Annotated in this window: 17 protein-coding genes; 10 read left to right on the top strand and 7 right to left on the bottom strand. The window is 63.6% G+C overall.

Features of this window, described 5'->3' with window-relative positions; genetic code table 11:
- The first annotated feature begins 11 nt into the window (after positions 1-11).
- A complete protein-coding gene (locus tag KVG91_RS25910; protein WP_169374402.1) occupies positions 12-962 on the top strand; it encodes a GlxA family transcriptional regulator in 951 nt (316 codons plus the stop codon).
- A 95-nt stretch (positions 963-1,057) separates the two neighbouring features.
- The gene (locus KVG91_RS25905) at positions 1,058-2,581 is read left to right on the top strand and encodes a winged helix-turn-helix domain-containing protein (RefSeq protein ID WP_169374401.1); all 1,524 of its coding nucleotides are present in this window, start codon (positions 1,058-1,060) and stop codon (positions 2,579-2,581) included.
- On the opposite strand, the gene KVG91_RS25900 is transcribed toward KVG91_RS25905, so the two are convergent.
- Together KVG91_RS25900 and KVG91_RS25895 are read right to left on the bottom strand one after the other, a co-directional pair.
- Complete coding sequence (locus tag KVG91_RS25900) at positions 2,528-5,290, bottom strand: ATP-binding protein (RefSeq protein WP_169374400.1); 2,763 nt, start codon at positions 5,288-5,290, stop codon at positions 2,528-2,530. The two genes, KVG91_RS25905 and KVG91_RS25900, sit on opposite strands and share 54 nt — an antisense overlap.
- Positions 5,291-5,349: 59 nt before the next feature.
- Complete coding sequence (locus KVG91_RS25895) at positions 5,350-5,751, bottom strand: helix-turn-helix domain-containing protein (RefSeq protein WP_169374399.1); 402 nt, start codon at positions 5,749-5,751, stop codon at positions 5,350-5,352.
- Between the two features lie 204 nt (positions 5,752-5,955).
- On the opposite strand from KVG91_RS25895, the gene KVG91_RS25890 reads away from it, so the two are divergent.
- Both KVG91_RS25890 and KVG91_RS25885 read left to right on the top strand, forming a co-directional pair.
- Complete coding sequence (locus KVG91_RS25890) at positions 5,956-6,864, top strand: LysR family transcriptional regulator (protein WP_169374398.1); 909 nt, start codon at positions 5,956-5,958, stop codon at positions 6,862-6,864.
- Between the two features lie 331 nt (positions 6,865-7,195).
- Positions 7,196-7,633, top strand: a complete 438-nt coding sequence (locus KVG91_RS25885; RefSeq protein ID WP_169376983.1) for a carboxymuconolactone decarboxylase family protein — start codon at positions 7,196-7,198, stop codon at positions 7,631-7,633.
- Positions 7,634-7,636: 3 nt separating this feature from the next.
- Here KVG91_RS25885 and KVG91_RS25880 read toward each other — a convergent pair whose 3' ends face one another.
- Positions 7,637-9,781 carry a TonB-dependent siderophore receptor gene (locus tag KVG91_RS25880; protein ID WP_169376984.1) on the bottom strand — a complete coding sequence of 715 codons (2,145 nt, stop codon included), beginning with the start codon at positions 9,779-9,781 and terminating at the stop codon, positions 7,637-7,639.
- Between the two features lie 193 nt (positions 9,782-9,974).
- Here KVG91_RS25880 and KVG91_RS25875 point away from each other — a divergent pair, with 193 nt between their 5' ends.
- The gene (locus KVG91_RS25875) at positions 9,975-10,769 is read left to right on the top strand and encodes an acetoin reductase (protein WP_169376985.1); all 795 of its coding nucleotides are present in this window, start codon (positions 9,975-9,977) and stop codon (positions 10,767-10,769) included.
- A gap of 262 nt (positions 10,770-11,031) precedes the next feature.
- On the opposite strand, the gene KVG91_RS25870 is transcribed toward KVG91_RS25875, so the two are convergent.
- Positions 11,032-12,894, bottom strand: a complete 1,863-nt coding sequence (locus tag KVG91_RS25870) for a sigma-54-dependent Fis family transcriptional regulator (protein WP_169376986.1) — start codon at positions 12,892-12,894, stop codon at positions 11,032-11,034.
- A 309-nt stretch (positions 12,895-13,203) separates the two neighbouring features.
- Here KVG91_RS25870 and KVG91_RS25865 point away from each other — a divergent pair, with 309 nt between their 5' ends.
- The 4 genes from KVG91_RS25865 to KVG91_RS25850 all read left to right on the top strand — a co-directional run bounded on the left by KVG91_RS25865 (position 13,204) and on the right by KVG91_RS25850 (position 16,858).
- Positions 13,204-14,181, top strand: a complete 978-nt coding sequence (locus tag KVG91_RS25865) for a thiamine pyrophosphate-dependent dehydrogenase E1 component subunit alpha (RefSeq protein ID WP_169376987.1) — start codon at positions 13,204-13,206, stop codon at positions 14,179-14,181.
- A 26-nt stretch (positions 14,182-14,207) separates the two neighbouring features.
- Entirely contained in the window at positions 14,208-15,227 is a 1,020-nt protein-coding gene (locus tag KVG91_RS25860; RefSeq protein WP_169376988.1) for an alpha-ketoacid dehydrogenase subunit beta, read from the top strand.
- Positions 15,224-16,327 (top strand): acetoin dehydrogenase dihydrolipoyllysine-residue acetyltransferase subunit, encoded by a 1,104-nt coding sequence (locus tag KVG91_RS25855; protein WP_169376989.1) that lies wholly within the window; start codon positions 15,224-15,226, stop codon positions 16,325-16,327. Before KVG91_RS25860 ends, KVG91_RS25855 begins: the two co-directional genes overlap by 4 nt.
- 114 nt (positions 16,328-16,441) lie before the next feature.
- Positions 16,442-16,858 carry an SRPBCC family protein gene (locus KVG91_RS25850; RefSeq protein ID WP_169376990.1) on the top strand — a complete coding sequence of 139 codons (417 nt, stop codon included), beginning with the start codon at positions 16,442-16,444 and terminating at the stop codon, positions 16,856-16,858.
- Between the two features lie 127 nt (positions 16,859-16,985).
- Here KVG91_RS25850 and KVG91_RS25845 read toward each other — a convergent pair whose 3' ends face one another.
- Complete coding sequence (locus KVG91_RS25845; protein ID WP_169376991.1) at positions 16,986-18,380, bottom strand: sensor histidine kinase; 1,395 nt, start codon at positions 18,378-18,380, stop codon at positions 16,986-16,988.
- Positions 18,358-19,041: a response regulator transcription factor gene (locus tag KVG91_RS25840; protein WP_169376992.1), complete on the bottom strand. Its 684-nt coding sequence runs from the start codon at positions 19,039-19,041 to the stop codon at positions 18,358-18,360. Before KVG91_RS25840 ends, KVG91_RS25845 begins: the two co-directional genes overlap by 23 nt.
- Positions 19,042-19,451: 410 nt before the next feature.
- Between KVG91_RS25840 and KVG91_RS25835 the strand changes: the two genes are divergently transcribed.
- Positions 19,452-20,354 (top strand): hypothetical protein, encoded by a 903-nt coding sequence (locus tag KVG91_RS25835; RefSeq protein ID WP_169376993.1) that lies wholly within the window; start codon positions 19,452-19,454, stop codon positions 20,352-20,354.
- Positions 20,355-20,590: 236 nt separating this feature from the next.
- Here the strand turns inward: KVG91_RS25835 and KVG91_RS25830 are convergent, their stop codons facing one another.
- Entirely contained in the window at positions 20,591-21,499 is a 909-nt protein-coding gene (locus tag KVG91_RS25830) for a MurR/RpiR family transcriptional regulator (RefSeq protein ID WP_169376994.1), read from the bottom strand.
- Positions 21,500-21,579: the final 80 nt, after the last annotated feature.

Raw genomic sequence — 21,579 nt, 5'->3', positions numbered from 1 at the left:
ATCTACCTGATATGAAAACCGTGGCCATGGCGCTGTTTCCAGACTTCCTCCTGCTCGACATGGCCGGGCCGCTCGAAGTCTTTTCGATCGCCAACCGCTATCTGCCGGCGGCGGCGCATTATCAGATCCTCACCATCGGCACAGAGGCTGGACCCTTGCGCGCGTCCAATGGCGTGCTGGTCCAGACCGACGTGCTGCTCGACCAGGCCCAGGACGCCTATGACCTGCTGCTGGTCCCCGGTGGGCCCGGCGCCTATAACGAATGCCACCCCGCCTTGTTGCCCTGGCTCAACGCGGCGGCCCCGAAGGCGCGGCGCTTCGGTTCGATCTGCACCGGGGCCTTTGTGCTGGGGCATGCCGGCCTGCTGGACGATCACCGCGTGACCACGCACTGGCACTACACCGATCGGCTGATCAAGGCCTTTCCCAAGGCGATTGTTGAAACCGATCGTATCTACTTGCAGGACGGGCGATTAATCACCTCGGGCGGTGTAACGGCCGGCATCGACCTGGCGCTGTCGGTGGTTGCCCAGGATCACGGCAAGCAGGTTGCAGTCGAAGTGGCCAAAGTGTTGCTGGTGGTGATGAAACGTCAGGGCGGCCAGGCCCAGTTCAGCCCGCTGACGGCGGCGGTCGCGCCCCATGAAACCGCGATCACCCGGGTGCAGAACCATGTGCTGGAGCACCTCGATCAACCCTTTACCATCGAATCCATGGCGGCGCTGGCCGGCATGAGCGCGCGCCATTTTGCGCGGCTGTTCGCCAAGGATGTGCGGATGACGCCGATGGCGTTCCTGCAAGGCGCGCGCATCGACCGCGCCCGGCAGTTGCTGGAAACCACCGACCTGCCGCTCAAGACCGTGGCTTTCCACGCAGGCTTCGGCAGCGTGCGGCATATGCGCTTTCTATTCAGCGAAAAACTGGGGCTGAACCCGACCCAATACCGACAGCAGTTCAGTTAACGACAGAATGTCCGTCACGGGCACCCGATTGTCCGTATCGCTCCCCGTGCCAGCATTGTCCTGCCATCGCCAACTGGCAAGATAGCGTCAAGCCCATGGAAAAGGATGCGCAGGCGCCCAAGGCCGGGTGTTTCAGCGCGATGACAGCTATGAATAACCCCCCGGCGATTGACGCTGACGGCACGGTGCGCTTCGGCGCCTATGTGTTTCATCGGCAACAGCGGTTGGTCAGCAAGTCTGGCTTGCCGGTGCCTTTGGGCGGGCGCGCGCTGGATATCCTCTCGGTGCTGCTCCAGGCGCCTGGGCAATACATCAGCAAGGCCACGCTGATCGAGCGGGTCTGGCCCAACAGCGTGGTGGAAGAAAACAACCTGCGCGTGCACATCGCTGCGTTGCGCCGTGCGCTCGATGGGCAACGTTTCATTCTCAACGACCCGCAACGCGGCTACTGTTTCGCCGCCCCGGCGCAGGGCGCGGTGCAGGTTGCGCTGCCCAGGCATAACCTGGCGGCGCGGCTCAGCCCGGTCATAGGCCGTGATGAATTGCTGGGCGTGCTGCAGCGGCGCTTGTTCGGCCAACGCCTGATGACGCTCACCGGTTGCGCCGGCGTCGGCAAGAGCACCTTGGCCCAGGCATTGGCCGAGCGTGTGTTGCCGCGCTATCGCGACGGCGTGTGGTGGGTTGACCTCGCCACGCTTGCGGCGCCGGCAGGCCTGCTGCGCCACGTGGCCGCGGCGTTGCACCTGGCGCCCTGCGCGAACGCCACCGAGCTGAGCCGCCAACTGGCGACCCGCCAACTGTTGCTGGTGCTCGACGGCGCCGACAGGTTGCTCGCGGCCTGTCGCCACCTGGTGCGTGTGCTAGGTGAAACGGCGCCGCAGGTCAGCGTACTGGTCAGCAGCCGCGAGGCCCTGCAAGCCCCCGGCGAATGGGTGCAGCGCGTGCCCCGGCTGGTGGTGCCGGCACCGTCGGCGCTGGGCAGTGTTGAGCAAGCAATGCTTTACCCGGCGGTGCAACTCTTCATCGCGCGGGTGCGTGCCGGTCAGCAGGGTTTTGTCTTGCGGCCCCAGGACCTGGCGCCGTTACGCGATATTTGCCGGCGCCTCGATGGCGTTCCCCTGGCCCTGGAGCTCGCCGCCGCCCAAGTGGATGCCCTGGGCGTGCGCGGCTTGCAGCAGCAATTGTGCAAGGGCTTGCAGGTGCTGACCCGCGGCCGTCGCACGGCGGTCGAACGTCATCAATCCCTGACCGCCGCCCTGGATTGGACCTATGAGCGCCTGAGCCTGCCTGAACGCTGGCTGTTCCTGCAGTTGGGCTTGTTCAAGATGGCGGTGACCTTGCCCACCCTGAGCGAACTGATCGCCGGCACCGAGCTGGAACACGCCGACCTGTCCTACCTGCTGGACCGTCTGGTCGGCATGTCATTGCTGACCCTCGAGCCCGGCCCCGGAAAACCGCGTTACCGCCTGCTCAATTGCCTGCGCAGCTATGCGTTGGCGCAACTGCGCGACCCGGTGCAGGTGGAGCGTTTGCAGCAGGGTTACGGGCATTACCTGGGGCCGTTTTCAGGCCGGCCGTTTGTCTTGCAGCTCGTCGAGCAAGCCGCGCACGCGGACTAGGTCATGGGTGGCGAAGCCTTCGGTGAATTGCGCGTAGATTGAATTGAGCAGGTCGCGGGCAGCCTCGATGCGGCCTTGGGTCTGCCAAACGCGTGCCAACGAGGTCGCGCACCGTAGCTCCCAGGCAAGTGCGCCTTGCTGGCGCGCCAAGGCCAAGGCTTGCAACAGGAGCGCTTCGCACGCGCCGGCGTCGGCCAGGGTTTCGGCGCGCAGGCGCAGGATTTCCGGCGTGCACCAGCCGGCCGCGCCCTGTGTGGCGCGCTCGAACACCGCGTCACTGACCCCGATGGCATTGAACGTCAGCAGAATATCTTCGACCAGGCCCAGCCCCTGCACATCGGCAATCGACAGCGTGCCGTCGTAGCAGCGTGCCCAGGTGTGAAACAGCGGCACCGAGTGTTTCTGTGCCTGTAGCAACAGCTGATCCAGATGCCCGCGTGCCGCCTCGCTGTCGCCGTTGTAGTGGGCGATGACCACCCCGGCCAGCGCCAGGGTGTAGCAGATCGACGTGCCATGGTTGATCTGCAAGGCCAGCGCCAACGCCTGGCTCGCCGTGCGCGACGCACGTTCCGGATAACCGCGCAGCCACAGGATGCGCGCAAGCAGGGTCAGCGAGGCGACGCTCTGATCGTACTGTACGCCAAAGCCATGGGTAAACCGGTTGAGATGGCCGCTCTGGGCCATGCGCTGGATCACCTGCTCGGCCGTGTGTTGCGCCAGTGCCTGCTCACCGGCGAAGTGCTGTGCCAGCACCCGCAGGCGCTGGGCGCTGAGGGCCAGCAAGGGGTCGGCCTGGGGGCCCAGTTGGTCGAAGTGCAGGCTTTGCGCCAAGGCCTCGCGATAATTGCCACAGCACAGGTTCACCGCCATCTGCCCCGACACGGCGCGCAACTGGCCGGCCAGGTCCTTGTCGGCTTCCGCCAGGCGCCGTGCGCGACTGAACGCCTCAATGGTCTGCGGTGTACCGCCCTGCGTGTGATAGCAATAACTGCCCAGTGCCAGTTGCAACGCCATGTGCAAGCGCTGGCTTGGCGCGCTCGATTGCTGGAGCCGCGCCAGGGCGTTGCCGACATACAAACCATGCTCGCGCAGCAGTGAAAGTTCCTGCCATAACGGCATCGCGCTGACGGTCAGACGAATGCCCAGCAACGGCACGCCCTGGTTGCCCAGGCTCCAATCGAGGGCGGCGCGGATGTCTTCGCGCAGCGGTGCATAGCGGTCGATCCAGGGCTGGGTCGCGATCAATTCCCAATCGTCCTGGGCCTGGTTCATCAGCGCCAGGCAGCGCTCGGCATGGCGCTCGCGAGTGGCCTGCAGCTCATCGGCCGTGCTGAGTTTTTCCAGCGCATAGGTGCGGGTGATGTCCAGCAGGCGATAGACCATCTCGTCGTCGCCGGCTTCCACATTCAGCAAGGATTTGGCCACCAACTGCGTGATCGAACCCAGCACCTGCGCCGGCGCGACCTGTTCACCGGCAATCACCGCTGCGGCGCTGGCCAGGCTGAAGCCGCCGCGAAATACCGCGAGGCGGCGCAAGCAAATCTGTTCGCAGGCGGTCAGCAGTTCAAAGCTCCAGTCGAGCGTGGCGTGCAAGGTTTGATGACGTGGCAGGGCGCTGCGGCGACCCCGTGTGAGCAGGCGAAAATTGTCCTCCATCTGCACCAGCAGCCCGGGCAGGCCGAAGCGCTCGATCTGCGCCGCCACCAGTTCGATCGCCAGCGGAATGCCGTCCAGGCGCTGGCAGATATCAATCGCCAGCGGCAGTTCGGCTTCGCTCAATTCAAAGCTGTCCTGATGGGACATGGCCCGTTCGATCAGCAATTGCAGGGCCGGATAGCCCAGGGCCTGGGCGCGGTTGCCGGTGGCAGGGGGGCAGGCCAGAGGTTCCAGACGTTGCACGTATTCGCCCTCGGCACGCAACGCCTCGCGGCTGGTGGCCAGGATATGCAGTCTGGGCGCATGACGCAGCAGGGTTTCGCTGATCAGGGCAATGTCGTCGAGCAAGTGCTCGCAGTTGTCGATCACCAGCAGCAACTGGCGCTCTTGCACGCTGCGCGCAAAGGTGACCAGCGGTTCGTGCTCGGCGTGCGTCAGGTCGAGCAGGGCGGCGAGATTGGGCAGGATCATCGAGGGCGCGCTGAGCGGCGCCAGGTCCAGCAGGCGGATGCCGTCGCGGTAGTGCCCGATCAGCAGCTCGGCCACGCGCAAGGCGACGGTGGTCTTGCCGATGCCGCCGGCGCCGGTCAGGGTGATGAAGCGTTGGGCGGGCAGTTGCTGCACCAGGCTGTCGATCAGCGCTTGGCGGCCGATCATGCGGGTGCGCCGCAAGGGCAGGTTGTGGCCCTGGATATGGCCTGCCCCCTCGGTGGGTAGTGTCATCGGCTCGATGCTCAGTGGCGCAACAAAACTGTAGCCACGCTGGGCCACGGTCACGATATAGCGCTGCCCGGCCTGGCCATCGCCCAGGGCCTTGCGCAGCGCCGCCATATGCACGCGCAGGTTGCCGTCCTCCACCACGCTTCTGGGCCAGACGCGGGCGATCAGCGCCTGCTTGCTCACCACGTTGCCGGCCTGCTCCAGCAGGATCAGCAGGATATCCACCGACCGCCGTCCCAAACGCAACGGGCGACCCGCCTCCAGCACCAGGCGTTGGCGCGGGTGGACGCGATAGGGGCCGAAATGCACGGCCTGGTCGCTGAGGTCATTCATGGGCTGGCCATGCTCGGAAAGTCGGGAGCCGCCAGCATATTCCAGCCGCGCGCAGACCACTAGGCCGCGATCACGTGTGACTTGGGGCGCGAGTGGTGATTTCGCCAGGTCATCGGGTTGACGCCTTCGCTGCGGGTGAACATATGGCAAAAGTGCGCCTGGTCGCAAAACCCGCACTCCAGGCTGATTTGCGTCAGGCTCATGGAGGAACTGGTGATCAGTTCCTTGGCCCGCTGGATACGCTGTTGGCGGATCCACTCCTGTGGCGACAGCCCGGTGGTGCACTTGAAGGCACGTGAAAAATGGCTGCGCGACAACGCGCAGGCCTGTGCCAGGTCGGCAATGGCCAGGCTTTCGCCGAGGTTGGCGAGTATCAATTGCTTGGCGATACGCTCGCGCCGGGGGCAGAGGCCGCCGGTGGCGGATAAACGGGGAGGTGCACAGTGCTCGAGTCGGGCCATGACAATTATCCGCAGTCGATGGGAGCGTTCCCGGTGGATGGATGCAGTGTAGACGTGGCCAATCTTGTTGCCGGGCCGTCTGGCTGACGAGTTAATCGTTGTTAATTTCGCCAGGTGCCGACGTGGAAAAGACAGCACAGGCATGCAATCCGGACGGCGTCATGCGTGCTTACCTGTGGGCTTGCCAACCGTTTGGATACCACCATGAACCGCAACGACCTGCGCCGCGTCGACATGAACCTGCTGGTGATTTTCGAAGCGCTGATGTTCGAGAAGAATCTGACCCGGGTCGCCGAAAAACTCTTCATGGGCCAGCCCGCCGTGAGTGCGGCACTGGGACGTTTGCGCGATCTGTTCGACGACCCGTTGCTGCTGCGCAACGGACGGGGCATGGAGCCCACGCCACGTGCGGTGGCGATACTCAAGGAGTTGCAACCGGCCATGGACACTATTTCCGGGGCGGTCAGCCGCGCCAAGGATTTCGACCCGTCCACCAGCTGCGCGGTGTTCCGCATCGGCCTTTCCGACGACGCCGAATTCGGCCTGTTCCCGCCGTTGCTCAGCCGATTGCGCGAAGAGGCCCCCGGCATCATCGTGGTGGTTCGCCGGGCCAACTACCTGCTGATGTCATCGCTGTTGGCCAGTGGCGAAATTACCGTGGGCGTCAGCTACACCACCGAACTGCCGGCCAATGCCAAGCGCAAGAAACTGCGGGACATTCCGTGCAAGGTCCTGCGCGGCGATGACGGTGTCGAGCCGCTGACCCTGGACGACTACTGTGAGCGGCCCCATGCGATGGTGTCGTTCTCGGGGGATTTGAGCGGCAACATTGATCTGGACCTGGCGCGAATCGGCCGCGCGCGCCGCGTGGTACTGGCGGTGCCGCAGTTCAGCGGGTTGCGGGCATTGCTGGCGGGCACGCGGATTATCGCGACGGTGCCGGATTATGCTGCTTGCGCGCTGACCGAGGGCACGTCCTTACGCGCAGAAGACCCGCCATTTGCGATTGATGCCGCGGAGTTATCGATGGTGTGGAGCGGGGTGCATGACAATGACCCGGCGGAGCGGTGGTTGAGGGCGCGGATCGGGGAGCATATGGCGCGGGTAGCGTAGCCAATGTGGGAGCTGGCTTGCCTGCGATGGCCATAGGATCTACACATTTTGTAGTGAGCGGGCTTGTCCCGCGCCGGGTGGCGAAGCCGCCCCAACAAAGACGCCGCGCAGTTTCAGACAAACCCAATTCGCCTGGTTTGGGGCGGCTTCGCCACCCAGCGCGGGGCAAGCCCGCTCACTACAGGGAGATTTGGCAGCCTTAGAAAAGCAGTCCGCCCTTGCTACACCTTACGGAAAATTGGTCACCCATTCTTCCCCGGAATTGGATATTCCTCCCCAACCCCTCGGTGGCTAACCTGGCGACCAATCCCCACCGTTCCGGAGTATCACCATGCAAGCCCGTACCGATTTCTACACCGCCTCCCCAGACGCCATGAAAGCCATGCGCGCCCTGGAAGCCGCCGTCGGCAAACTGTCCATCGAGCTGGCGTTGCTGGAACTGGTGCGCCTGCGTGTTTCGCAGATCAACGGCTGTGCCTTCTGCCTGGACATGCACACGGCCGACGCCCGCAAGGGCGGAGAAACCGAGCGTCGCCTGTACACCCTGTCGGCCTGGCGCGAGACGCCATTCTTCACCCCACGTGAGCGCGCCGCGCTGGCCTGGGCCGAGAGCCTGACGCTGCTCAGCCAGACCCACGCCCCGGATGCAGACTTCAACGCGCTGGCCGCCGAGTTCAGCGCCCAGGAGCAAGTCGACCTGAGCGTGGCCATCGCCACCATCAACAGCTGGAACCGGCTGGCGGTGGGTTTTCGCAAGATGCCCCAGTAACCCTCAGAAGTTGACCGAGGCACTCAGGCGCGCCGTCAGGGGCGCGCCCTGGAACAGATAGTCATCGCCCATGTATTCGCCCGCGTCGCGCCAGTAGCGCTGGTCGAACAGGTTGTCGACGCTCAGGCGAAACACCGTCTCATAACCGTCCACCCTGGTGGTGTAGCGGCTGCCCACATTGACCACCGCGTAGTCCCCCACCTCTACATTGCCGGTGCGGTTGGCGTACTTCTTCGCGCTGTACTGCACACCGCCCAGCACCGCCAGGCCGTTTACCCAGGGCAGCGCATAATCGGCATACACACTGGCGCGCAGCGTGGGCACGTTGATCGCCTGATGGCCTTCGTATTGCGGGGTGCCGCTGCCGCTCACCCGCGCGCGAATCGCCGCCACACTGGTTGCGATCTGCAGGCGCTCGGTGGCCCAGCCGTTGGCCGACAGTTCCAGCCCGGTGTTCTTCTGTTCGCCCTGTTGCACGTAGGTGAAGGCACCCGCGCCGTCGGGCCTGGCATATTGGTAGGCCTGGCGCGTCTGAAACACGGCTGCGGCAAAGCTGAGGCGGCGCCAGTCGTATTTCACCCCGGCTTCGATCTGTCGCGACGTGGTCGGCGCCAGGGTTTCATCCGCGTTGCCGGCGAACCACGGCGCGGTGCCGCCCAGCGCGAGGCCCTTGCTGTAAGAGGTGTACAGCGAGATCTGCTCAATCGGTTTGTAGATCAATGAGGCCTGGGGCAGGAACACGTATTGCCGGGTATGGCGTGCCTGGGTGCCGTTGCTATCAAAGGCCTGTTCATCCAGGCGTACTTCGCGGCCGCCGAGGATAGTCTGCCAGTGCTCATTGAAGCGGATGCGGTCGCTGATAAACAGGCCGTATTGGCGGCTGTCCAGGTTGCGGTGGCTGTCATTTAGCGCAACATCTGTCGGGGTGAAGGTGGGGGCGTCGGCATTGATATTGCCGCTGCCGATCCACTCGTTGACCGGCTTGCGTTTGTCAATCACCCGACGGAACGCGCTGGTGCCGAAGGTCAGTTCATGGCCCAGGCCGCCGGTGTCGAACAGCCCGGTCATCGCCGCTTGTACTTCATCGTCACGGCGGGTGTCGTCGGGGCTTCGGTAGTCGTAGATGTCGTAGTTGCCTTCGGGCGTGAAGGTATTGCCGACGCCGCTGGTGGCACCGCCCCAGGCAAACGAGCTGTAGTCATCGATCACCACCTTGCTGCGCGCGGCGCTGACACTGCCTTTCCATTGATCGCTGAAGCGGTATTCGAACGTGCCGTTGAGGTTCAGCGCATCGATGCCCACTTGCCTGGAACCGCTCTGGTGCCCCAACAGTTTCTTCGGCGAGGCATCGTCTGGCACCGTTGTGCCGCCCAGCAACTGGTAGCCCGGCACCGAGCGTTGCTGTTTGCTCTGGTATTCGGCATCCAGTTGCAGCACGGCGTCGGGGCTGATGTTCCAGTCGAACGCCAGGGACACGAAGTCCCGCTGGCCGTTGGCATGTTCGACATAAGCGTTGAGGTCTTCATGGGCCACGTTGGCGCGCAGGCCGAATTGCTGCTCGCTGCCGAACCAGCCGCCGACGTCGGTGGCGATATAACCGCTGCCGCGATCGTCGCTGGAGACGGTCACCGAGCGCACATCTTCCGGGCGCTTGGTCACGTAGTTGATCACGCCGCTCGGCTCGGAGATGCCACTTTGCAGGCCCGCCAGGCCCTTGAGCACTTCCACCTGCTGCTTGTTTTCCAGGGCGACGTTCTGCTCGCCGGTGATGGTCCGCCCGTTGATCTTGTAGCTGCTTGCCGCGTTCAGCGAGAAGCCGCGCACCACAAAATTTTCGTAGTAGCCGATGGGCGCATAACTGTCGCCCACCGAAGCGTCATTACGCAGCACTTCACTGAGCAGGCGCGCCTGCTGGTCCTTGATCAGTGCGGCGTTGATCACGCTGATCGAGGCCGGGGTGTCGAGCAGCGGCGCGTCATCGAAGCTGCCCACCGAGGCGGTTTCACTGCGGTAACCGGACTGATCCTGGCCCTGGACCGTCACCGCCGGCAGCTCGATCTCAGCCGCCAGGCTGCTTGCGCTGCCGCCGCTGAGCAGCAGGCCGAGGGCGAAACCTGAGGTGACGACGGGACGAAAACGCACAACCATGGGGGCAGGGCCTTAAAGCGCAGGGCGGGGGGCGCATAAGCTAGGCATAAGCGGGCACTTTTACAAGGGTGCGAGAAGGGTTCGCGCCGTGAGACATCCCGTCTCGACCGTCACGCCGATCCCTCTGCACCTCGACAGGCGACGACGCACTTGCGATAGACAAGGCTTCCCTCATCATTTGCAGGAGATAGCCATGAGTGTCGCTGGAAAAGTGATCGCTGGAAAAGTTGCGCTGGTGACCGGCGCCGGGCAAGGCATTGGCCGGGCCATTGCCCTGCGCCTGGCGCAGGACGGGGCCGATATCGCCCTGGTGGACATCAACGGCGCCACGCTCGAAGCGGTGGCGGCCGAAGTCGTGGCGTTGGGGCGCAAGGCCTCGGTGTTTGTCGCCGACGTGTCCAGGCGCGAACAGGTGGTTGCGGCGGTGGAGCACGCGCACCTGACCTTGGGAGGCTTCGACATCATCGTCAACAACGCCGGGGTCGCGCAGATCGATTCGCTGCTGGACGTCAGCCCCGAACAGGTCGAACGCACCCTGGGCATCAACGTGCAGGGCGTGCTGTGGGGCATCCAGGCGGCCGGCAAGAAATTCAAGGCGCTCAAGCAAAAGGGCAAGATCATCAACGCCTGCTCGATCGCCGGGCACGAAGGCTTTGCGTTGCTGGGCGTGTACTCGGCCACCAAGTTCGCCGTGCGGGCGCTGACTCAGGCGGCGGCCAAGGAATTGGCGAGCGACGGGATCACGGTCAACGCCTATTGCCCGGGTGTGGTCGGTACCGACATGTGGGTCGAGATCGATAAGCGCATGGCTGACATTACCGGGGCGCCAGTGGGTGCGACCTACAAGAAGTATGTGGAAGGTATCGCCCTGGGCCGCGCGCAAACGCCGGAGGATGTGGCGGGGTTGGTCGCCTATCTGGCGGGGCCGGACGCCGATTACATGACCGGGCAAGCGCCGTTGATTGACGGCGGGCTGGTCTACCGCTGATGCCCAAGGCCCGCTCGGTTTGATGTGGGAGCTGGCTTGCCTGCGATCCAGGCACCTCGGAGTATCTGTAGTGAGCGGGCTTGTCCCGCGCTGGGTGGCGAAGCGGCCCCAATAAAGCCGCCGCCGAGTTCCAGATTGATCCCAGGTCGCTTGTTTTGGGGCGGCTTCGCAGCCCAGCGCGGGGCAAGCCCGCTCACTACAAAGATGTGTAGATACCCATGGCCATTGCAGGCCAACAAGCCCCCAGTTTGACCGCACCACATCAGTTGGTTTTACCGGGCATGTCGATGCCGAGCTGGTTGACCCGGCGATACAGGGTTGCCCTTGAGATGCCCAGCGCCTGGGCCGTCGGCGAGGGCTTCCAGCGATGCCGAATCAACGCATCCAGCACCACCTGGCGCTCCGGGCTCAGGCTGTCTTCCGCCCGCCCGTCAACCTGCTCGCCACGCACTTCCATCGGCAAGTCCGCCACTTGCAGCGTTCCGCCTTCACACACCGCGCAGGCATACGCCAGCACATGCCGCAGTTGCCGCACGTTGCCCGGCCAGGCATACCCCAGCAACAACGCCAGCGCCGCCTGGCCGATACCCACCGCGACGCCGCTGCTGCGTGCCTCCTGCTCCAGCAGCCGGTTGATCAAGGCCAGTTTGTCGGTGCGCTCGCGCAACGGCGGCAGGCAGAAGCGCGCGCAGCCGAGGCGGAAGTACAGGTCTTCACGAAAGCTGCCCGCGCTGACCAGCACCGCGAGATCGCGGTGGCTGGCGCAGATTACCTGGATGTCCACCGTGCGGGTTTTCGCCGCGCCCAACGGCGCCACTTCACCTTCGGCCATCACCCGCAGCAAACGCGTCTGCAAGGCCAGGGGCATGTCGCCGATTTCATCGAGGAACAAAGTGCCGCCATCGGCCTGCACCAGCAGTCCCGGCATGCCTTTGCTGGATGCGCCGGTAAAGGCTCCGGCGACATAGCCGAACAGCTCGCTTTCGATCAGGTTTTCCGGAATCGCCGCGCAGTTCACCGCCACAAACGGCCCGTGGCGACGGGCGCTGCGTTCGTGCAGTTGGCGGGCGAAGACTTCCTTGCCGGCACCGGTTTCGCCTTGCACCAGTACCGGCAGGTGACGGTCCTTGACCCGCACGGCCAGGCGCAGGTGCTCTTCCACGCGTGCATCGACCTGCGGGACCAGCGGCGCACGCGGCGGCTTGCGGCGCGGCGCGTTGACGCGCACGTGCAGGGCGCCGGGCGCGCCTCGCCAAGGCAACTGTTGGGCCGATTGGTCGGTCACCGCGCGCAACGCGTCCAGGTCGAACACCTCGCCGATATGGTCCGGTACGTGGCCAAAGCGCACACGCAATGCCTGGCGCGCCTTGCTGTTCAACGCTTGCAGGCGACCGTCCTGGTCCCACGCCAGCAGCAGGTCGGGTTGGCTGTCCACATAACCCGGCGTGCCATGGGCCTGCAGCACCCAATGCTGGCGGGCGCTGTGCATGAAGAAGGCGTTTTCGATGGCCTGTGCACTTTGCGCCACCATCTGGCGCACCAGGTGCTGGCTGCGTCGATCATCCGGGGACTTGAGCGCCGAGGCGTCCATCACCCCCAGCAGGTTGCCCTGGGGATCGAAAATCGGTGCGGCGGAGCAGGTGAGACCGATAAATGCCGCCCGGAAGTGATCACGCTTGTGCACCGTCACCGCCGCCTTGCTGGTCAGCACCGTGGCCACGCCGCAGGTGCCTTCTTCGGCTTCCGACCAGCAAGTGCCCAGGTACAGGCCAGCCTTGCGGCAGTCGGTGCGAATCGCCGTGTCCACGCGGTGGTCGATGGTCTGGCCCTGGGCGTCGGTAAGCATCACGCAATAATCGGCATGCCGCACGCGGTGGTGCAGTTGCCCGACTTCTTCGCTGGCGATGCGCATGAACAGCTCGGCGCGTTCGCGGCATTCCTTGAGCAAGGGTTCACTGAGGATGCGTGGCCCCTGCAGGGAGCCGGGGTCCAGGTGGTGCTGTTCCATGGAGCGCCGCCAGGAATCGAAAATCAGCGACGGCACCGGCGCCTGGGGCAGGCGCTCGGCATTGCGGACCACGCGACTGACGCAGTCGACGTGCTCTCTGGAGTTCGCGGCGAGCATAAGGCCTCCGGTTCTCGGTCTTTGTTGTTATGCCCGCCATTAAGCGCGCATGCATCGGGCGGAACAAGCAGGGCCTGACCAATTGCACGGGATGAGACGCAGCGTCTCATCCCGCCTGAGACGCGGCCTGCAGGCTGCAATGCGGCGTCTCATTCTGCGCCGGCCTGTGGCGCCGTTACAACCGCGCGGCACTGCTCTGGATCAAGGCTTCGGCAGGTTTTCCAAGGCGTTGGCACAGGCTGTGCTGAAGGGTTTGCAGCTGGCCGCAGCCAGCCTTTTGTGTGTCGAGACAACCTGGAGAACAACAAGATGTCCACTCACCTGTCCACCGATCAATTGCTGCACGCCTATACCGTGATGCGCACCATCCGTGATTTCGAAGAGCGGCTGCACGTGGAATTCGCCACGGGCGAGATCCCAGGGTTCGTGCACCTGTACGCCGGCCAGGAAGCCAGCGCCGCCGGGGTCATGGCCCACCTCAACGATGACGACTGCATCGCTTCCAACCACCGTGGCCACGGCCATTGCATCGCCAAAGGCGTCGACGTGTTCGGCATGATGGCCGAGATCTACGGCAAGAAAACCGGCGTGTGCGGCGGCAAGGGCGGCTCCATGCACATCGCCGATCAGGAGAAAGGCATGCTCGGCGCCAACGGCATTGTCGGCGCCGGCGCGCCGTTGGCGGCCGGTGCTGCGCTGGCCGCCAAGCTCAAGGGCAGCCAGGGTGTGGCCGTGGCGTTTTTTGGCGACGGCGGCTCCAACGAGGGCGCGGTGTTCGAAGCGATGAACCTGGCGTCAATCATGAAACTGCCGTGCCTGTTCGTCGCGGAAAACAATGGGTACGCCGAGGCCACCGGCTCCGGCTGGTCGGTGGCGTGCAAGGACATCGCTGATCGCGCCGCAGGGTTTGGCATGCCGGGGGTGATCGCCGATGGCAATGACTTCTTCGCCGTGCACCAGGCGCTGGGCGTGGCGGTAGAGCGGGCGCGCAACGGCGAGGGGCCGACGCTGGTGGAAGTGAAGCTGAGCCGCTTCTACGGCCACTTCGAGGGTGATGCGCAAACTTATCGCGGCCCCGATGAAGTGAAGAACCTGCGCGAAAACGCTGACTGCCTGGCGCTGTTCCGCCAGCGCTGTAACGCCGAAGGCTGGCTGGACGCGGCGCAATTCGAGCGTATCGACGGCGAGGTCGCGCAGCTGATCGAAGACGCCGTGCGCCTGGCCAAGTCCGACCCCAAGCCCCAGGCCGCTGACCTGCTCAGTGATGTCTACGTCGCCTACCGCTAATAAGAATAACCTTCGGAGAGAATTTCATGGCTCGCAAAATCAGCTATCAGCAGGCAATCAACGAAGCCCTGGCCCAGGAAATGCGCCGTGACCACAGCGTGTTCATCATCGGTCAGGATGTGTCCGGTGGCACCGGCGCCCCTGGCGAACAGGATGCCTGGGGCGGCGTGCTCGGGGTGACCAAAGGCCTGTACCCGGAGTTTCCCGAGCGCGTATTGGACGCGCCATTGTCCGAAGTCGGCTACGTGGGCATGGCCGTCGGCGCGGCCACCCGTGGCATGCGCCCGGTGTGCGAGTTGATGTTCGTCGACTTCATCGGCTGCTGCCTCGACCAGTTGCTCAACCAGGCCGCCAAGTTCCGCTACATGTTCGGCGGCAAGACCACCACGCCGCTGGTGATCCGCGCCATGTACGGCGCCGGCCTGCGTGCGGCGGCCCAGCACTCGCAGATGCTCACCTCGATGTGGACCCATATTCCCGGCCTCAAAGTGGTGTGCCCGGCCACGCCCTATGACGCCAAGGGCATGCTGATCCAGGCGATCCGCGATAACGACCCGGTGATCTTCCTCGAACACAAGATGCTTTACAGCCTGCAAGGCGAGGTGCCGCAAGAGCTGTACACCGTGCCGTTCGGTGAAGCCAACTTCGTGCGCGAAGGCAAGGACGTAACCCTGGTGACTTACGGGCGCATGGTGCATATCGCCCTGGAAGCCGCCGCCAACCTGGCCCGCCAGGGCGTCGACTGCGAAGTGCTGGACCTTCGCACCACCAGCCCGCTCGACGAAGACAGCATCCTTGAAAGCGTCGAGAAAACCGGGCGGCTGGTGGTGATTGATGAGTCCAACCCGCGCTGTTCCATCGCCACCGATATCAGTGCGCTGGTCGCGCAGCGGGCGTTTTCTTCTCTGCGCGCGCCGATCGAGATGGTCACCGCGCCGCACACCCCTGTGCCGTTTTCCGATGCATTGGAAGACCTGTACATCCCCAACGCCGCGAAGATCGAAGCCGCCGTGCTGAAGATCGCCGACAAGAGGAACGCCGCATGATCCATACCCTGACCATGCCCAAGTGGGGGCTGTCGATGACCGAAGGGCGCATCGATGTCTGGCTCAAGCAACCCGGCGACCGGGTGGAGAAAGGCGAGGAAGTGCTGGACGTAGAAACCGACAAACTCTCCAGCAGCGTCGAGGCGCCATTCAGTGGCGTATTGCGCCGGGTATTGGCGCTGAGCGACGAGACCTTGCCGGTCGGCGCCTTGCTGGGGATCGTCGTGGAAGGCGAGGCCACGGAAGCCGAGATTGACGCTGTGATTGAACGCTTCAACGCCGGGTTTGTTTCCAGCGCGGCTGAGGTAGAAGCCTCGGGGCCCAGTGCGCAGAAAGTCGACATAGGCGGGCGCTTGCTGCGTTATCTCGACCTGGGCGAGGGCGGCACGCCGTTGGTGCTGGTCCACGGGTTTGGCGGCGACCTGAACAACTGGCTGTTCAACCAGCCGGCATTGGCCGCCGAGCGCCGTGTGATCACCCTGGACCTGCCGGGGCATGGCGAGTCCGGCAAGCACTTGCAAAGCGCCGATGCCCAGGAGTTGAGCCAGGCGGTGTTGGCCCTGCTTGACCATCTCAAGCTCGACCGCGTGCACCTGGCCGGGCATTCCATGGGCGGCCTGGTTTCCCTGACGGTTGCCGCCCAGGCACCCGAGCGCGTCGCGTCACTGACCCTGATCGCCAGCGCCGGCCTGGGCCCGGATATCAACGGTGACTACCTGCAAGGTTTTGCCGACGCGACAAACCGCAATGCTCTCAAGCCCCAGTTGACCCAACTGTTCAGCGACCCTGCGCTGGTGACGCGGCAGATGCTGGAGGACATGCTCAAGTTCAAACGGCTTGAAGGCGTGGATCAAGCCCTGCGCCAGCTTAATCAGCAGCTGTTTGAGGGCGGTCGGCAGAAGCTCGATCTGCGCAGTGGGGTGGGCCGACAGCCGAGCCTGGTGATCTGGGGCAGCGATGATGCAATCATCCCGGCAACGCATGCCGAGGGATTGCTGGCCCAGGTGGAGATTCTGCCGGGGCCGGGGCATATGGTGCAGTTGGAAGCGGCGGAACGGGTGAACCAATTGATCACCACCTTCCTCAAGTCGTTGCCCTGACCTGCCAGCAAGGGGAGGAGGAGGGGGCTTGCTCCCTCCTGTATCAATGGATGCATTGATGCCTCAAGCGTGGCAGGCTGGACGACGTTTTCCTACGACTTCTGGAGATTTACCGTGCCAACAGCATCTTCCGTAATTGAGATCCCGGTGTCGGCCGATCAGGTCTGGCAGCTGGTGGGGGGCTTCAACAGCCTGCCGGACTGGCTGCCCCTTATCGCCAAGAGCGAGCCCGGCGAAGGCGGCCGCGTGCGGCACCTGACCACCGCCGACGGCGGTGTGATCGTCGAGCGCTTGCAGACATTCGATAACGTGGCGCGCACCTACAGCTACACCATTGAACAGTCGCCGTTCCCGGTGAGTGCCTACCTGGCAACGTTGCAGGTCGAGGCGCTGACGGAGTCGTCGGCGAAGGTGACCTGGTCCGGCGTATTTACCCCGGCGGCGGGGACTGACGATGCGGCGGTCGAAGCGTTGTTTGCCGGCGTCTACAGCGGCGGATTAGAGGCGCTGCGCGCCAACTTCCCGGCCTGATCTTTCAAACACCGCAAATCCAATGTGGGAGCTGGCTTGCCTGCGATAGCGGAGTGTCAGTCAACAAACAGCGACTGATCCACCGCTATCGCAGGCAAGCCAGCTCCCACAGATGATCGTGCCGATCTCAGGCTTCGGGCATCAACTGCTGGCGGCACTCCAGCATCAGCCTTGCCCCACCACTGGCACTGGCGCCCACCTCCAACTTGAACCCGTGCAAGTTGATGATCGCCGCCACAATCGACAGGCCCAACCCGAACCCACCTGGCTGGTCGCTTTCGTCCACGCGATAAAAGCGCTGGAACACCGCCTTGCGCTCGGCTGCCGGTATGCCCGGCCCGGAGTCGTGCACTTCGATGCGGGTACTGCCGGCATCGTTGACCCCGCGCAACAGCACTTCGCCGCCCGGCGGCGAGAACTTGATCGAGTTGCTCAGCAGGTTGGCCAGCGCCTCGAACAGCAGCGCGCGGTCGCCGGTGATCCACGGCAGCGAGTCAGGCGCCTCCAGCACCAGTTGCAGCTCGCCTTCTTCGGCCAGGGGCAGATAAAAGTCGTGCAATTCGCGCAACAGCGGCAGCGGGTCCATCACCAAGAAACCGGAGCGTCGCTGGTGGTCTTCCAGTTCGGAAATACGCAACAGCCCGCGAAAGCGCGCCATCAAGGTGTCGGTCTCGGCAATCGCGTCGTCCAGTTTCACTGCATAACCCGACTCTGCCTCGGCCTCCTGCTTGATGCGATACAACTGCGCGCGCAGGCGGGTCAGTGGTGTGCGCAGGTCGTGGGCAATGTTGTCGCAGACGCCCTTGACCTCGTTCATCAGCTTTTCGATGCGGTCGAGCATGGCGTTGACGATGGCCGCGAGCATGTCCAGTTCGTCGCGGCGGTTCGAGAGCGGCAGGCGGTGGGTGAGGTCGCCGGCGACGATGGCTTCGGCGCTGGCCTGGATCCCGCGAATCCGCCGCAACGGGCGGCGGCGCAACAGATGCCAGCCGGCCGCGCCCGGAATGATCGTCAGCGACAGCGCCCACAGCAAGGCATGCCAGATGATCCGGGTCACGCCGAACAGCGAGCCGTTGGCGCGCACCAGGACCAGCCAGCGGCCGTCGGCGGTGTGGGTGGCCACGGCGTCGCAGCTGTCCTCGGGCAGTTTGGGGTCGTCGGAGTCGACGCAATTGGCCAGGGCATGGATTTTGCCGTCCAGGGGCAGGTCCGGCGGCACTGCGCGGATCGGCCCGCTGAGGGGACGCAGTTGCTCGTCGAACAGGCCATAGGCGTCGACGCCCTTCATGTCGAAGGTCATGCTGGTGGTCAGCGCCTCCACCAATTCTTCGCCGTCGAAGCGCTGGAACAGGTGCTGGCGCTGCAGCAGGGAATGGCGCGACAAATCGCCCAGGTAACCCGACACTTCAAAATACAGCACCCCCATCAGGATGCAGCTCCACGCCACGAACAGTGAGCTGTACAGCGCCAGCAGGCGGCTGCTGGAAGAGCGCCAGCCCTTAGAGGGGTTCAGCAATGACATAACCGGAACCTCTTACCGTGCGGATCAGCGGCGTGAGGCCCGGAGGGTCGATTTTCTTGCGCAGGCGACCGATGTGCACGTCGATCAGGTTGGTGCCCGGGTCGAAGTGATAGCCCCAGACTTCTTCGAAGATCATCATCCGCGACAGGATCTGCCCGGTGTTGCGCATCAGAAATTCGAGCAGTTTGTATTCGGTGGGCAACAGGCTCAGCGGTTGGTCGGCGCGGCTGGCTTCGCGGCTGATCAGGTTCAGTTCCAGGTCGGCCACGCGCAGGGCGGTTTCGAACTCCTTGACCGTGCTCTTGCGCCGCAGCAGCACTTCGACGCGGGCGGCCATTTCATCCGAGGCGAACGGCTTGGTCAGGTAGTCGTCACCACCGGCCCGCAGGCCGCGCACACGCTCATCGACGTCGGAGAGCGCGCTGATCATCAGGATCGGCGTCGCGACACCGATGGTGCGCAGGGTGGTGACGATGGCCAAGCCATCGAGTTCCGGCAGCATGCGGTCAAGGGTGATCAGGTCGTAATCACCACTCACTGCACGCACCAGCCCTTCGCGGCCGTTGTCTACCCAGTCTACTTCCAGTCCATGGCTACTCAGCTCGGCGACAATTTCGCGGGCCGTTACGGCGTCATCCTCGATGGTCAAAATACGGGTCATAGGATTACCTGGTGAGCGATTCACACTGAAGTGCGAGCATTTTGCCAAGAAATGCCTGAACGCTTCCTAAATAAAACTTCATGTTGGCAAAACTGACACAGATTTCATGGGCGCCGCCTGGCCCTGTGGGAGCTGGCTTGCCTGCGATGGCGGTGCATCAGCTGCAAATGTCTGGCTGACACACCGCCATCGCAGGCAAGCCAGCTCCCACAGGGTGTGTGTTAAGGCAAGAGAGTGCATAACGCCTGCTTGATTCGGTCGTTTCTTGCAACTTGCATGGTTTGCGTAAGTTCAATTTAGTTAAATCGTTGAAATATAATGGTTTTATTTTTTGTGGCGACTGGCATGGTGCCTGCACTGTCTCTTTTGAGACTTGTAACACTATTTTTCCTGCCGGGAGCAAAACTACAATGATCACCTCTTCATCCACGCTGCAAGAGTCGAGCACGCTCTCCGGGGTTTCCTGGGGGGCGATCTTCGCCGGGGCCGCCGCGGCGGCGGCGTTGTCGCTGATCCTGGTATTGCTGGGCTTCGGCCTGGGCTTTTCGGCGGTATCGCCGTGGGCCGACAGCGGTATCAGCGCCAAGGGGCTTGGCATCTCCACGATCATCTGGCTGGCATTTACCCAGATCGTCGCGTCCGGGCTGGGCGGCTACATTGCCGGCCGGTTGCGCGTGAAATGGGCCAACATGCATGGCGATGAGGTGTACTTTCGCGACACCGCCCACGGCTTCCTGGCCTGGGCCGTCGCCACACTGATCACGGCGATGCTGGTGGTTGGTTCTGTGAGCAGCGCCGTCAGCGGTGGTGTGAAAGCTGGTGCCAGCGTCGTCTCGAGTGCCGCGGGTGGTATGACCCAAGCCGCAGGTTCCGCTGCCAATGGCAGTGCCGATCATCTTGATTACTATGTCGACAGCCTGTTCCGCGATGACCGTCCTGCCGCGGTCAGCGACGATGCGGTACACGGTGTGGTCGCACGAATTCTCGGTCGCACCGTGAGCAACAACGGTGAGCTGGCTGCTGAAGACCGCGCCTACCTGGCCCAATTGATCAGCCAGCGCACCAACCTCAGCCAGGCCGATGCCGAGGCGCGTATCGACAAGGTCTACGGCGATGCCCGTAAAGCCGTCGAAGACGCCAAGCTCAAAGCCAAGCAAGCCGCCGACACTGCCGCCAAGGTGGCCGCCTACACGTCGCTGTGGATGTTTATCGCGCTGCTGATCGGCGCCTTCTTCGCCAGCTTCGCTGCAACCTTCGGCGGTCGTCGCCGGGACGCGGTGGTGTATGTCGAAACTGAACACTTCGTTCGTTAATAAAAGGAGAACATCATGCGTTCATTACTTCTGTGGTTCCTCGGCATTCCGATTCCGATCATCATTCTGATCGCGATCTTCATGTGATTTGAGCAACGCCTGCTCCATCCCTGTGGGAGCGGGCTTGCTCGCGAAAGCGGAGTGTCAGTCACGGATGTACCGGCTGATACACCGCCTTCGCGGGCAAGCCCACATTTGGTTTTGTGTAATGCCAGCCAGATACTGGGCAGATTTTGTCAGTCGTCAAAACCAACCTGCTCATGAATCTCATCCACCTTCAACTCCAACCGATACGCCACCGCGATAAACAACGCCTGGCACAGGCACAGCGTGGCGCTCAGCGAGCGGAAGGCAAACGATGACCCCTCATTGACCAACAACACCGCGTTCGCCCGCTTCGCCAGAGGCGACAGGTTACTGTCGGTGATGATCAACGTCTTGGCCTGATGATGCTGGGCAATCCGCAGGCAGTGCTGGGTCTCTTTGCCGTACGGCGTAAAGCTGATCGCAATCACCAGGTCATTGGCGCGCACGCTGCGCATCTGCTCGCGGTAGCTGCCGCCCAGGCCCGAGATCAGGTGGATGCGCTTATTGGTGTGCTGCAGGTTGTAGACCAGGTAGTCCGCCACCGCAAAGGAGCGGCGTACGCCGACCACATAGATATTGTCGGCATTCACCACCAAGTCCACGGCCTTGTCGAAGGCCACGTCATCCAATTCCAGCCCCAACCTTTCGATACCCGACAATGTTGCATTGACGCACTCGCGCGCCAGGTCGCCGCCGCTGGCCTTTTGCGACTTGTTGGCGATCATGCTGCGGATGCGCTGCTGGTAGTTCTGCACCGGCGTGGTCTTGTGGGTATAGGCCTCGCGAAACAGCGCCTGCATCTCACTGAACCCACTGAACCCGAAACGCTGGGAAAACCGCACGATGGCCGATGGGTGTACCTCGCACTCGCGGGCGATGTCGCTGATGCGGTCGACCATGATCCGGTCGCTCTGTTGGCTCATATAGCTGGCGATGCGCTTGAGCTGGCGCGGCAGGCTCTCGTATTCGTCGGTAATCAGCTGCAACAGACGTTCGGCATTGATCGGAGGGCTGGCGACAGGTTCTTCCAGGGCGGTCTCGTGATCGGTGCGGGACATGGGCAATCCTTCTGACAGTTTCTTCTGATGCGCTGATGGGTGGCGCAAGTCTACAGGGTAGGCGCAAAAAAATACCTTGG

The sequence above is a fragment of the Pseudomonas azadiae genome, assembly GCF_019145355.1.
GTDB classification, from domain to species: Bacteria; Pseudomonadota; Gammaproteobacteria; order Pseudomonadales; family Pseudomonadaceae; genus Aquipseudomonas; species Aquipseudomonas azadiae.
This window is presented reverse-complemented; position numbering and strand designations above follow the sequence as displayed.

Bases quoted from the DNA above. Each gene is read 5' to 3' on its own strand.
- KVG91_RS25910 (WP_169374402.1), top strand. From the start codon at position 12: ATGAAAACCGTGGCCATGGCGCTGTTTCCAGACTTCCTCCTGCTCGAC.
- KVG91_RS25905 (WP_169374401.1), top strand. From the start codon at position 1,058: ATGGAAAAGGATGCGCAGGCGCCCAAGGCCGGGTGTTTCAGCGCGATG.
- KVG91_RS25900 (WP_169374400.1), bottom strand. From the start codon at position 5,290: ATGAATGACCTCAGCGACCAGGCCGTGCATTTCGGCCCCTATCGCGTC.
- KVG91_RS25895 (WP_169374399.1), bottom strand. From the start codon at position 5,751: ATGGCCCGACTCGAGCACTGTGCACCTCCCCGTTTATCCGCCACCGGC.
- KVG91_RS25890 (WP_169374398.1), top strand. From the start codon at position 5,956: ATGAACCGCAACGACCTGCGCCGCGTCGACATGAACCTGCTGGTGATT.
- KVG91_RS25885 (WP_169376983.1), top strand. From the start codon at position 7,196: ATGCAAGCCCGTACCGATTTCTACACCGCCTCCCCAGACGCCATGAAA.
- KVG91_RS25880 (WP_169376984.1), bottom strand. From the start codon at position 9,781: ATGGTTGTGCGTTTTCGTCCCGTCGTCACCTCAGGTTTCGCCCTCGGC.
- KVG91_RS25875 (WP_169376985.1), top strand. From the start codon at position 9,975: ATGAGTGTCGCTGGAAAAGTGATCGCTGGAAAAGTTGCGCTGGTGACC.
- KVG91_RS25870 (WP_169376986.1), bottom strand. From the start codon at position 12,894: ATGCTCGCCGCGAACTCCAGAGAGCACGTCGACTGCGTCAGTCGCGTG.
- KVG91_RS25865 (WP_169376987.1), top strand. From the start codon at position 13,204: ATGTCCACTCACCTGTCCACCGATCAATTGCTGCACGCCTATACCGTG.
- KVG91_RS25860 (WP_169376988.1), top strand. From the start codon at position 14,208: ATGGCTCGCAAAATCAGCTATCAGCAGGCAATCAACGAAGCCCTGGCC.
- KVG91_RS25855 (WP_169376989.1), top strand. From the start codon at position 15,224: ATGATCCATACCCTGACCATGCCCAAGTGGGGGCTGTCGATGACCGAA.
- KVG91_RS25845 (WP_169376991.1), bottom strand. From the start codon at position 18,380: ATGTCATTGCTGAACCCCTCTAAGGGCTGGCGCTCTTCCAGCAGCCGC.
- KVG91_RS25840 (WP_169376992.1), bottom strand. From the start codon at position 19,041: ATGACCCGTATTTTGACCATCGAGGATGACGCCGTAACGGCCCGCGAA.
- KVG91_RS25835 (WP_169376993.1), top strand. From the start codon at position 19,452: ATGATCACCTCTTCATCCACGCTGCAAGAGTCGAGCACGCTCTCCGGG.
- KVG91_RS25830 (WP_169376994.1), bottom strand. From the start codon at position 21,499: ATGTCCCGCACCGATCACGAGACCGCCCTGGAAGAACCTGTCGCCAGC.